10 protein-coding genes are annotated in these 12143 nt (G+C 69.4%); 6 read left to right on the forward strand and 4 right to left on the reverse strand.

The features are described 5' to 3' along the window. Positions 1 to 23: 23 nt before the first annotated feature. The 4 genes from WD026_RS07630 to WD026_RS07645 are packed head-to-tail and all read left to right on the forward strand — an operon-like array spanning position 24 to position 2962. Positions 24 to 380 carry a hypothetical protein gene (locus tag WD026_RS07630; protein WP_425723016.1) on the forward strand — a complete coding sequence of 119 codons (357 nt, stop codon included), beginning with the start codon at positions 24 to 26 and terminating at the stop codon, positions 378 to 380. Between the two features lie 13 nt (positions 381 to 393). Continuing rightward, positions 394 to 1407 carry a homoserine kinase gene (locus WD026_RS07635; RefSeq protein ID WP_425723017.1) on the forward strand — a complete coding sequence of 338 codons (1014 nt, stop codon included), beginning with the start codon at positions 394 to 396 and terminating at the stop codon, positions 1405 to 1407. Beyond that, on the forward strand, positions 1404 to 2210 hold the full coding sequence (locus tag WD026_RS07640; RefSeq protein WP_425723018.1) for a BPSS1780 family membrane protein: 807 nt from the start codon (positions 1404 to 1406) through the stop codon (positions 2208 to 2210). The genes WD026_RS07635 and WD026_RS07640 overlap by 4 nt, the downstream gene beginning before the upstream one ends. After that, on the forward strand, positions 2207 to 2962 hold the full coding sequence (locus WD026_RS07645) for an iron dicitrate transport regulator FecR (RefSeq protein WP_425723019.1): 756 nt from the start codon (positions 2207 to 2209) through the stop codon (positions 2960 to 2962). The genes WD026_RS07640 and WD026_RS07645 overlap by 4 nt, the downstream gene beginning before the upstream one ends. A gap of 82 nt (positions 2963 to 3044) precedes the next feature. On the opposite strand, the gene WD026_RS07650 is transcribed toward WD026_RS07645, so the two are convergent. Continuing rightward, entirely contained in the window at positions 3045 to 5273 is a 2229-nt protein-coding gene (locus WD026_RS07650) for a PhoX family protein (protein ID WP_425723020.1), read from the reverse strand. Between the two features lie 127 nt (positions 5274 to 5400). Further along, positions 5401 to 7788: a UvrD-helicase domain-containing protein gene (locus WD026_RS07655; protein WP_425723021.1), complete on the reverse strand. Its 2388-nt coding sequence runs from the start codon at positions 7786 to 7788 to the stop codon at positions 5401 to 5403. 166 nt (positions 7789 to 7954) lie between these two features. Here WD026_RS07655 and WD026_RS07660 point away from each other — a divergent pair, with 166 nt between their 5' ends. Then, positions 7955 to 8932: a GMP reductase gene (locus tag WD026_RS07660; RefSeq protein WP_425723022.1), complete on the forward strand. Its 978-nt coding sequence runs from the start codon at positions 7955 to 7957 to the stop codon at positions 8930 to 8932. Positions 8933 to 8951: 19 nt separating this feature from the next. On the opposite strand, the gene WD026_RS07665 is transcribed toward WD026_RS07660, so the two are convergent. After that, the gene (locus tag WD026_RS07665) at positions 8952 to 9833 is read right to left on the reverse strand and encodes an alpha/beta hydrolase (protein WP_425723023.1); all 882 of its coding nucleotides are present in this window, start codon (positions 9831 to 9833) and stop codon (positions 8952 to 8954) included. Between the two features lie 148 nt (positions 9834 to 9981). On the opposite strand from WD026_RS07665, the gene WD026_RS07670 reads away from it, so the two are divergent. After that, entirely contained in the window at positions 9982 to 10896 is a 915-nt protein-coding gene (locus tag WD026_RS07670; RefSeq protein ID WP_425723024.1) for an NAD(P)-dependent oxidoreductase, read from the forward strand. A gap of 15 nt (positions 10897 to 10911) precedes the next feature. Here the strand turns inward: WD026_RS07670 and WD026_RS07675 are convergent, their stop codons facing one another. Continuing rightward, a complete protein-coding gene (locus WD026_RS07675; RefSeq protein ID WP_425723025.1) occupies positions 10912 to 12141 on the reverse strand; it encodes a flavin-dependent oxidoreductase in 1230 nt (409 codons plus the stop codon). Between the last annotated feature and the right edge of the window lie 2 nt (positions 12142 to 12143).

Consider the following 12143-nt stretch of genomic DNA (forward strand, 5'->3'; position numbering starts at 1 on the left):
CCCCCGCCTGCCTACAATGCGGCATGCGCCCGAACCTCCCCGCCCAACGCCCGTCCGCCCTGTTCCTGCCGGCCCTGCTCGGCGCCCTGCTGGCCTTGCCCGCCGGGGCCCAGACCGTGGCACCGGCACCTGACGCTCCCCGATCTGCGGCCACCAGCGCCCCGGGCGACCGCATCGAGCGCATCACCAACGAGGACGCCCTCACGAAAATCCAGGAACTGCGCGTGGGCGGACAGACGCAGAGCATCGACGTGACCCCCAAGAACGGCGCTCCGGCCTACCAGATCGCTCCCCAGCCGGCCGGCGCCCTGCCCGGCGAGACCGGCGGCAAACCCACCGGCAATGCCGGCCGCAGCAGCTGGCGCTTGCTGAACTTCTGAAGGCGGCTGCACCATGGCCGTCTACACCGAAGTCGCCTTCGACGAAGCCGCTGCGCTGGTCCAGCGGCTGAACCTGGGCGTGCTGACCGAGCTCAAGGGCATCCAGGGCGGCATCGAGAACACCAACTACTTCGTCACCAGCGAGCGCGACGGGCAGACCCTGCAGCATGTGCTCACCGTGTTCGAGCGTCTGGGCTTCGAGCAGCTGCCGTTCTACCTGCACCTCATGAAGCACCTGGCCTCGCGCGGTATCCCGGTGCCCGACCCCGCCGCCGATGCCAAGGGCGAGATCCTGCACACGGTGCAGGGCAAGCCGGCGGCCGTGGTGGACCGGCTCGCCGGCCGCAGCGAGCTCGCCCCCCAGGCGTCGCACTGCGCCGCCGTGGGCGCCATGCTGGCCCGCATGCACCTGGCCGGCCGCGACTTCAACCGGCAGCAGCCCAACCTGCGGGGCCTGTCCTGGTGGAACGAGACGGTGCCGGTGGTGCTGCCCTTCCTCACGCCCGGGCAGAGTGCCCTGATCCGCTCGGAGCTGGCCTACCAGAACCATGTGGCCTCGCTGCCGGCCTGGCAGGCCCTGCCGCGCGGCCCCATCCACGCCGACCTGTTCCGCGACAACGTCATGTTCGACGGCGAACAGCTCTGCGGCTTCTTCGACTTCTACTTCGCCGGCTGCGACACCTTCCTGTTCGACATCGCGGTCTGCCTGAACGACTGGTGTGTCTCGCACGATGCCGACCCGTCCCGCGACGGCCTGCACGACGCAGCTCGTGCCGCCGCGCTGCTGTCGGCCTACCAGTCGGTGCGGCCGCTGAGCGCCGCCGAGCGCCAGCTGCTGCCGGCCCTGCTGCGCGCCGGCGCCCTGCGCTTCTGGCTGTCGCGCCTGTGGGACCTGCACCTGCCGCGCGAGGCCGCCCTGCTCAAGCCCCACGACCCCGGGCACTTCGAACGCGTGCTGCGCGGCCGTCTGGACGGCGGTCTGACCGACGTCAGCGCCCTGCTCGATCCGGCCTGCGAGACCGCATGAAACTCAACATCGTTCCTGCCAGCACCGGCCTGACCTGGGTGCGCCAAGGCATCCGCACCTTTTTCCGCCAGCCGCTGGCCATGGGCGGCCTGTTCTTCATGTTCATGGCCGCCGTGTCGGTGCTGTCGCTGGTGCCGCTGGTGGGCACCGCCCTGTCGGTGGGCCTGGTGCCGGCCGCCACGCTGGGCCTGATGGCCGCCACCCGCGAGGCCGAACAGGGCCGATTCCCCATGCCGTCCACGCTGGTGCTGGCCTTCCGGGGCGGTGCGCAACGCACCCGTGCCATGGTCATGCTGGGCGGCCTGTACGCCATCGGCCTGCTGGTGGTGCTGGTGGCCGCAGCCCTGCTGGCCGGCACGGCCGACACCCTGCCCGATGCCGGCAGCGGCGAGGTCACGCCCGAGATGGTGCAGGCCATGGCGAGCGAACCCGGCCTGTGGCTGGCCATGCTGGTCTACCTGCCGGTGATGATGGCCTTCTGGCACGCACCGGCCCTGGTGTACTGGCGCGGCGTGAGCCCGGGCAAGAGCCTGTTCTTCAGCCTCATGGCCTGCTGGGCCAACAAGGGCGCCCTGTTCCTGTACGCCATCGGCTGGGGCGCGGTGTTCATGATCGCCGGCCTGCTGGTGGGCCTGGTGGGCGGCGCCCTGGGGGGCGGCCTGTCTGCCGTGCTCTACCCGCTGGTGCTGCTCATGGCCGCCATGTTCCACACCTCCATCTGGTTCTCGGTGCGCGACAGCTTCCAGGCCGATGCACCCGACCCGTCCGCACCACCCCCTCCTGAATCCGGAGACTCTCCATGACCCAGCATGTCCTGCAAGGCCGCGATGAAACCGAGATCACGTGGTTCCACAGACGTCAGACCTTGCAGGCCGCAGCGGCCTGGGTCGCCCTGGGCGGCTGGGGGGCAGCGGCGGCGCAGCAGCGGTCCAATGTGGTGGAACTGGTGGGAGACGTGCTGCTCAATGGCGCGCGCCTGGTCGCCGGGCAGTCGGTGCAGACCGGGGACGAGATCGTCAGCGGACCGGCCTCGCGCCTGACCTTCGTGCTGGGCAATGCGGCCTTCCATGTGCGGCAGAACTCCCGCCTGCGGGTGGAACGTGGCAACTCGCTGAGCACGGTCAGCGGCATACGGCTGCTGGCCGGTGCCGTGGGCAGCGCCTTCGGCAGCGGTGTGTCCCGCCAGATCGTCACGCCCACGCTCACCGTGGGCATCCGGGGCACCGGCGTCTACACCGAGGTCATGGCCAACGAGGCCAACCGCACCTACTTCTGCAACTGCTACGGCACGGTCGATCTGGCCACGCGTGGCCAGCAGGTGGAGTCGATCAGCAGTTACCACCAGTCGTTCTGGGGCGAAGTGCGACCGCGCGAAGGCCGCTTCATCACGCCGGCACCGGCACTCAACCACACCGACGAGGAACTCGAATTCCTCGCCAGCCTGATCGGCCAGCGCACCGCCTGGCAGGTGGCCGGCCGCACGGGTGTGAAGGACGGCCGGGGCTACATGGAGCAGCGCGGGCCCGAGGCCCACCCGGCCGCCATGCCCCGCTGAACCGATAAGGCAGAAAAAAACCCGGACCGCGTCAGCGATCCGGGTTTTTTGTTGCCCAGCCCCGCCAGGGGCAGGGGCGTCGTCACACGCCGATCGGCTTGCCGTCCTTGCGGCGGATGGCAATGGTGGCCGAGCGCGGGCGCTGGCCCGGGCCGTAACCGGCGTTCGAGGGCCAGGTGCTCTCGAAGGTGTAGTCGGCGCTGGTGCCGATGGCCGGGGTGTTCTCGCCCGGGTGCTGGATGTTGACGAACAGGGTCTTGCCGTCGTCGGCTTCGGTCAGGCCGGTGATCTCGCAACCCTTGGGGCCGACCAGGAAGCGGCGCAGGCGGGCCTCGCCCAGGGTGGCACCCAGGAAGGTCTTCTGCGGCACGGTGCCCCCCACGTTGGTAATGCTCACCTCGCCACCGTCGCCCACTTCGCCCGGAATGGCGGCCAGCAGCATGCAGTTGGTCTCGTCGGTGTAGGCACCGTCGTCGGTCTGGATCCAGCAGATGCCGGTGGACTTGCTGAACCACAGGCCGTCGGGCGACGAGAAGTCGTTGGCGGCGGTCAGCTTCGAGAGGTTGACGTTGGTGGCGTCCGAGTTGTCCTCGGCACCGAACAGGAAGATGTCCCAGGTGAACTCGGTGGCGTTCGAGGCGCCGGCGGCTTCGCGGAAACGGATGATGTGGCCGTTGGGGTTGCCACGGCCGGGCGTGCGGCCGTCCAGGCGACCATCGCTGTCGGTGTACGAGCGCGGGTTGGCGGCATCGGTGCCGGTGGCGGTGCGGCCGCTGTTGTTGGTGAGGGTGAAGTACACCTCGCCGTTGACCGGGTTCACCGCGCCCCACTCCGGGCGGTCCATGCGGGTGGCACCGGCCGCGCTGGCGGCGATGCGGGCATTGACCAGCACGTCGGCCTGGTTGGCAAAGGTGTAGGTGCGGCCACCCACCACGAAGGACGGCGGCAGCTTGGCAATGTCGAGCTCCAGCCACTGGCCGCTGCCGTCGGCGTTGAACTTGGCCACGTACAGCTTGCCCTCGTTGAGGTACTTGTCGCCGGCTGCCATGCCGCCGCCCACGTCGCGCGGGTCCCACTTGGCAGTGGACACGAACTTGTAAATGTACTCGTTGGTGGAGTCGCAGCCCATGTAGAAGGCCAGCGGCTGGCCCTTTTCGGGCAGACCGCACACGGCGGCCTCGTGGGCGAAGCGGCCCATGGCCACGCGCTTGGCCGGCACGGCCTTGCGGTCCAGCGGGTCGATCTCGACGTTGAAGCCGAAGGTGTTGGGCTCGTTGCGGAAGTCGCCGGCCGGGGTGGCGGCCGGGGCCGACACGTTGAAGCGGGCGAAGCGGTCGTCGGTGTCGGACACCGAGGCCCAGCCCTGCGAACCCACGGCGGCACCGGTAGCCACCGGGGCATTGATCACGCCGTAACGCTGGCGCGAGGCCTTGGTGCGCTCGTCCACATCGGCCGAGCCGGGCGGCATGTACCAATAGGCGGCCCAGTTCTCTTCACAGGCCAGGTAGGTGCCCCAGGGGGTCTTGCCGTGGCCGCAGTTGTTCAGGGTGCCGCGCGAGAACTTGCCGTCCGGCGCGTAGCGGGTGACCATGAACTGCTGGATGTCGCGCAGGTGGGCGGCCGGCCCGGTGATGCGCATGCGGGTCTGGCCGTTGATGCGGCGGTTGTAGGTCGAGGTGGTCTTGTAGGTCCAGCGGCCGTCCTTGCCGCGCTCGATCTCGGCCACCGACACGCCGTGGTGGTTGATTTCCTTGAGCACTTCCAGCTCGGGGCGCTTGCCCTGGTCCCAGCCGCCGAACTGGTTGAACTTCTTGCCGTTCACGCCGTTGGTGGTCTGGCCACGCGGATGGAAGAAGTGCGAGTCGGCGGAGCTTTCGTGGTTGACGGCCAGCACGGCGCGGTCGGTGCTCTTCTCGCTGTAACGGCCGTTGCGGCCGATGAAGAAGATGTCCATGCCGTCGTGGTGATCGCCCACGCGCAGCGACCAGTCGTCGGTCTCCAGACCCTGGTTGGAGTACGGGGCCACGTCGGTGGAGAGGCGGTCACCGGTGGCATGCACCACGGTGTAGGTGTAGCCGTCGGGCAGCACCACGCCGTCGGCGAGCGACTTGCCCACGGCGTTGAAGCCCAGCGAGGGCAGTTCGGCGTCGCCCATGCCGCCGCAGGCGGCCAGCATCGGCACGGTGGACAGGGCGGCCAGACCGAAACCGCCGCGGATGATGTCGCGGCGGTTCAGGCGGGCCTTCTCCAGCACGTCCTGGAAGTGTTCGTTGGGGGCGTCGTTGCAGTCGTCGACGGGGTGATGGGCCATGGTGTGTCCTCGTGGGTTGGAGTGGAAACACCGGGAGCATCGTCACCCGCCGTGAAAGTTCCGTGACTCACATCACAGTCTGTAAACCCGCCAGGATTTGTGCCGGCTGTCATGCCGGCGTCACGGTTCAGGTGATGGGGGTGAGCCTGGCCACACTCAGGGCCAGCCACTTGGTGCCATGGCGGTTGAAGTTCACCTGGGCCCGGGCATCGGCGCCGGCCCCTTCCACCGACAGCACCTTGCCCTCACCGAACTTGTTGTGGAACACCGCCATGCCGGCGCGGATGTCGGTGCCCCGGTCGGGTTCGGGCTCGCGCGCGGCCGGTGCCCGGGTGAAGCCCTCGGACCAGGCGGGCTGCGGCGCGCGGCCGGCCTGCCCCATGGCCCGGTGCCCGCCCCAGCCGGCGCTGCCGGCCCCGGTCCAGCCGGTGGGTGCCGGCGGCGTGAGCCATTTCAGGCAGGCCTCGGGCAGCTCGTCGAAGAAGCGGCTGCGCAGGTTGTAGCGGGTCTGGCCGTGCAGCATGCGCGTCTGCGAGTGGCTCAGGTAGAGGCGCTGACGCGCGCGGGTGATGGCCACATACATGAGGCGGCGCTCCTCCTCCAGGCCGTCGCGGTCGCTCAGCGAGTTCTCGTGCGGGAACAGGCCTTCTTCGAGCCCGGTGATGAACACCGCATCGAACTCCAGGCCCTTGGCGGCATGCACCGTCATGAGCTGCACCGCGTCCTGGCCGGCCTGGGCCTGGTTGTCGCCCGACTCCAGCGCCGCATGCGACAGGAAAGCCGCCAGCGGGCTGAGGGTCTCGCCGGTGTCGGCGTCCACACCGGGTGCGCCCTCGGTGGGTGCCAGGGGTTCGTCCAGCACCGGCAGCGCCGGGTCCAGACCCTGGCTCGCCGGGCTCTGGGTGAGGGCTGCCGCCTCGCGCCCGAAGCCCTCCTGCATGACGAAGCTGTCGGCCGCGGCCACCAGTTCCTGCAGGTTCTCCACCCGGTCCTGGCCTTCGCGTTCGGTCTTGAAGTGTTCCACCAGGCCGCTGTGCTCCAGCACCAGCTCGATGGTCTCGCGCAGGCTGCGGCCTTCGCTCTGCTCGCGCATCACGTCCATCAGCGCCACGAAGCCACCGATGGCGGCACCCGCGCGGCCGGTGACGGCGCTCACCGCGTCGTGCAGCGAGCAGCCGCTGGCCCGCGCCACGTCCTGCAGCTGCTCGATGCTGCGCGCGCCGATGCCGCGCGGCGGGAAATTGACCACCCGCAGGAAGCTGGTGTCGTCGTGCGGGTTCTCGATCAGCCGCAGGTAGGCCAGCGCGTGCTTGATCTCGGCCCGTTCGAAGAAGCGCAGGCCGCCGTACACGCGGTAGGGCATGCCGGCATTGAAGAGGGCCGTCTCCACCACCCGGCTCTGCGCGTTGCTGCGGTAGAGCACCGCCACCTCGTGGCGGGCCATGCCGTCGGCCACCAGCTGGCGGATCTCGTCGACCATCCACTGCGCCTCGGCCAGGTCGCTGGTGGCCTCGTGCACCCGCACCGGCTCGCCGGCACCGGCCTCGGTGCGCAGGTTCTTGCCCAGGCGGCCGGTGTTGTGGCCGATCAGGTGGTTGGCCGAATCGAGGATGTTGCTCACGCTGCGGTAGTTCTGCTCCAGCTTGATCTGGTGCTGCACCCGGAACTCGCGCACGAAGTCGGCCATGTTGCCCACGCGGGCGCCCCGGAAGGCATAGATGCTCTGGTCATCGTCGCCCACGGCGAACACCGCGTTGCCCGCGCTCGGCAACCCCTCGATGGGCGGGCTGGAGAACATCTTGATCCAGGCGTACTGCAGCCGGTTGGTGTCCTGGAACTCGTCGATCAGGATGTGGCGGAAGCGGCGCTGGTAATGGGCGCGGATGGCGTCGTTGTCGCGCATCACCTCGAAGGAGCGCAGCATCAGCTCGCCGAAATCGACCACGCCCTCGCGCTGGCACTGCTCTTCGTACAGCGCATACAGCTCGACCTTGCGGCGGGTGTCCTCGTCGCGGGCCACCACGTCGCGCGGGCGCTGGCCGTCTTCCTTGCAGCCGGCGATGAACCACTGCAGCTGCTTGGGCGGAAAGCGCTCGTCGTCCACATTGAACTGCTTGCAGAGCCGCTTGATGGCCGAGAGCTGGTCCTGCGTGTCCAGGATCTGGAAGGTGGCCGGCAGGCCGGCCGTGGCATGGTGGGCGCGCAGGAAGCGGTTGCACAGGCCGTGGAAGGTGCCGATCCACATGCCCCGCACGTTCACCGGCAGCATGGCCGAGAGGCGGGTCATCATTTCCTTGGCGGCCTTGTTGGTGAAGGTCACGGCCATCACGCCGCCGGGTGTGACCTGGCCGGTCTGCAGCAGCCAGGCGATGCGGGTGGTCAGCACCCGGGTCTTGCCGGAGCCGGCACCGGCCAGGATGAGGGCGTGTTCGGCCGGCAGGGTGACGGCAGCGGCCTGTTCGGCGTTGAGGCCGGCCACCAGCGTGGCGGGTGCGGAAGCGTGTTCGGGAAACATCGGTTGATTGTAGAAAGGGCGCTCCAGACCGCCGGGCGCCATCGGACTAGAATCGCGCACCGGGCCCAAGATTCTTGCGCCCGGTTTTTTGCCCGCAAGCAGCGGCGCAGCGGAACCGGCCAGACCAAGCGCTCACACGTTCAGTCAATCACAGGAGCCGGGTTCCATGGAAATCTTCGATTACGACAACATCCTGCTGCTGCCACGCCAGTGCCGCGTGGACAGCCGCTCGCAGTGCGACACCAGCGTGGAGCTGGGCGCGCGGCGCTTCCGCCTGCCGGTGGTGCCGGCCAACATGAAGACGGTGGTGGACGAGACCATCTGCGCCTGGATGGCCCAGAACGGGTACTTCTATGTCATGCACCGCTTCGACATCGACAACCTGCAGTTCGTGCGGGACATGCAGGCGAAGGGTCTGTACGCCTCCATCTCGCTGGGCGTGAAGGACCACGACAAGGCCACCGTGGACCGGCTGGCCGCAGAAAGCCTGGTGCCTGAGTACATCACCATCGACATCGCCCACGGCCACGCCACCAGCGTGCGCGACATGATCGCCCACATCAAGCAGAAGCTGCCGGCCAGCTTCGTGATTGCGGGCAACGTGGCCACGCCCGAGGCGGTGATCGATCTGGAGAACTGGGGGGCGGACGCCACCAAGGTGGGCGTGGGCCCGGGCAAGGTCTGCATCACGCGGCTGAAGACCGGCTTCGGCACCGGCGGCTGGCAGCTCTCGGCCCTGAAGTGGTGTGCCCGCGTGGCCACCAAGCCCATCGTGGCCGACGGCGGCATCCGCTGCCATGGCGACATCGCCAAGAGCATCCGCTTCGGCGCCACCATGGTCATGATCGGTTCGCTGTTCGCCGGGCATGAAGAATCGCCCGGCCGCACCGTGGAGGTGGACGGCGAGCAGTTCAAGGAGTACTTCGGCTCGGCCAGCGACTTCAACAAGGGCGAGTACCGCCACGTGGAAGGCAAGCGCATCCTGGAGCCCATCAAGGGCCGGCTGGCCGACACCCTGACCGAGATGGAGCAGGACCTGCAGAGCTCCATCAGCTACGCCGGCGGCACCCGGCTGATGGACATCCGCCGGGTGAACTACGTCATTCTGGGCGGCGACAACGCCGGCGAGCACCTGCTGATGTGAGGCCGCTGCCGGCCCGCGTTCAGAGGCCCAGCAGGGCCAGGGCGCGGGCGTGCAGGCGGTGAGCCGGGTCGGCCAGGGCATCCACCACGGTGAAGTGGTTCAGGCCCGGCAGCTCCTCGCACACCGGCACCACCTTCCTGCCCCAGGCTTGCTGAAGGATGCGGGTCTGGCGGCGGAACTCGCTGCTCTCGATGCCGCCGGCAAAAGCCTCGATCGCTCCCCGGCCCTTGCGCAGCCTGGGTGCCGGCAGCCGGGCCGGGCTGGCCTGGGCCACCTGCTGCGGCGTGATGCCCAGCGAGGGCTGCACGAACGGCGTGTGCATGACCGGCTCCAGGTCGTGCACGCCCGAGATGGTCATGCCGTTCCTGGGCAGATCGGCCGGCAGGTCGGCGCCCACCCGGGGCCAGTCGCAGTTCATCATCATGCTGGCCAGATGGCCGCCGGCCGAGTGGCCCACCACGGTGATGCGGCGCGGGTCGCCGCCGTGCGCGGCGATGTGGCGGAAGGTCCAGGCCAGGGCCTGCACCATCTGCAGCGTGATGTGGGGAATGGTCACCGCCGGGCACAGCGCGTAGTTGGGCATGACCACGCAGGCCCCGCGGCGGGTGAAGGCCGGCGCGATGAAGGAATGATCGGCCTTGTCCAGGCTGCGCCACCAGCCGCCGTGGATGAAGAACAGCACAGGCGCCGGAGCGGCCCCGCCACCCTCGGCCGGAAAGATGTCGAGCTGCTCGCCGGCACCGCTGCCGTAGTCCACATCGATCAGCGCACCGGGGGCCTGGCGGGCCAGCGCCGAATCGCGCGCCCAGCGGGCAAAGATGTCTCCGTGTTCCGGCACCAGGGCGCGGTTGTTGTATTCGCGGTCGAGCCAGGCGGGGTCGAAGGAAGGGGTGGTGGGCATGGTCCGTCCTCGTGCAGGGATGGGGTTTGAACGGCAGGGCAGTGGCCGAAGATTGTGGCACCCGGGGCCGGCCAGGGCTGTCAGTCCGGCAACAGTACGGGGTGGTGCATCGCTCCTACAATCCGCCGACCTCTGAAAGCCCACCGCCGTGACCCAGTCTTCCACCTCCCCCGCTCCTGCTTCCTCGCAGCCCGTTCATGTTGCCGTGCTGGGCATCGGCATGATGGGTTTTCCGATGGCGCGCCGCCTGTGCGAGGCCGGCCTGACGGTCTCGGCCTGGAACCGTTCGCGCACCAAGGCCGAGCGCCTGCTGCCCTTCGGCGCCCGCGTGACCGACACCCCGGCCGAGGCCGTGGCCCAGGCCGATGTGGTCATCACCCTGCTGGAGGACGGCGGCATCGTCGAGGACGTGCTGTTCCGCCAGGGTGCCGCGCAGGCCATGCGGCCGGGCAGCATCGTGATGGACATGTCGTCCATCCAGCCGGCGCAGGCGCGTGACCATGCCGCCCGCCTGGGCGCCCTGGGCGTGCACCACATCGATGCCCCGGTGTCCGGCGGCACGCTGGGTGCCGAGCAAGGCACGCTGGCCATCATGGCCGGCGGCAAGGCGGCCGACGTGGAGCGGGTGCAGGCCATCATCGCGGTGCTGGGCCGCGCCACCCATGTGGGGCCGCACGGCGCGGGTCAGCTCGCCAAGCTGGCCAACCAGATGATCGTGGGCATCACCATCGGCGCGGTGGCCGAAGCCCTGCTGCTGTGCGAGAAGGGCGGCGCCGACATGGCCCGTGTCAAGCAGGCCATCACCGGCGGCTTTGCCGACAGCCGCATCCTGCAGGTGCACGGCCAGCGCATGATCGAGCGCGACTTCGCCAAGCGCGGCGCGGTGTCGGTGCAGCTCAAGGACATGCGCAACGCCCTGGCGACGGCGCAGGAGGTGGGCTTCACCGCCCCCATCACCTCGCTGTTCGAGCAGCTGTTTGCCGACGCGGCCGACCATGGCCTGGCCGACCTCGACCATTCCGCGCTGTTCGTGGAACTGGCCAGCCGCAACGGCATGGCCTGAACCCGCAGCCGGCCTTCAGGCCGGGGCCTTGAGCGAGAAGCCGGCCACCTGCTTGTAGTGCTCCGAGATGGCGCGCAGCTCGTCCTGGCTGATGAGCCGGTCCAGGTCGTCGAAGGGCTGTCCGCCGCTGAGCTCGTCGACCTTCATGATGATGAAGTCCGGCGGCAGCGTGCGGTTGGTCTCCACCACCCGGGCCGTGGCCGGGCGGCGCAGCGCGTCGTAACGGGCCAGCGCGCCGGCCGGATCGGCCGGCGTGGCGGCCAGTTCGTCGGCCAGGGTGCGGGCATCGATCAGGGCCTGCGCCGATCCGTTCGAGCCGCGCGGATACATGGGGTGCGCGGCATCGCCCATGAGCGTGACCTCGCCGAAGCTCCAGCGCGGCAGCGGGTCCTTGTCGACCATGGGGTATTCGAAGATCTGCTGCGCCCCGGTGATGAGGGCCGGCACGTCCAGCCAGTCGTAGCGCCAGTCGGCGAAGGTGGGCAGGAAGGCCTCCAGCCGGCCGGGCCGGTTCCAGTCGTTCATGCGGGCCTGCGGGTCGCGGATCTCGGCCACCCAGTTGATGAGCTGGTTGCCCTGCCCGTCCACGTTGTCGGCGATCGGGTAGATGACCATCTTGCCGGTGTCGATGGAGCCCACACGGATGTAGCTGCGGCCGTCCAGGATGGGCTTGTGCACCGTGGTGCCGCGCCAGGTGTTGATGCCGCCGTAGCAGACCTGGTCGGCCGGGTAGAAGTGGCGGCGCACGGCGGAATTGACGCCATCGCAGGCCACCACCACGTCGGCCTGCACCGGGTCCGGCCGGTGGCCTTCGACCTCGTCGAAGTGCAGGCGGGCGCCACGCTCCAGAGGCTCGATGCGCACGCAGCGGTGACCGGTGTGCAGGTGCCCGCGGCCGATGCGCTCCAGCGCCGCCTGCCACAGCACGCCGTGCAGGCGGCCGCGGTGGATGCCCAGCTCCGGCAGTTCGTAACCGGCATGGCGCCCGCGCGGCTCGCCGTACACGCGCTGGCCCCAGCGGTTGAAGAACACGCTCTCGCGGTTCTCGATGGCGCAGGCCTGCAGGGCGTCCAGCAGCCCCAGCGCGGTGAGTTCGCGCACCCCGTGCGGCAGCAGGGTGATGCCCACCCCCAGCTCGCGCACCTCGCTCACGCCCTCGTACACCTCGCAGGCCAGACCCCGCTGGTGCAAGGCCAGGGCGAACGCCAGACCGGCGATGCCCCCTCCGACAACGGCTATGCGCATGC

This window comes from Hydrogenophaga sp. R2, assembly GCF_049843595.1.
Taxonomy (GTDB): domain Bacteria; phylum Pseudomonadota; class Gammaproteobacteria; order Burkholderiales; family Burkholderiaceae_C; genus Hydrogenophaga.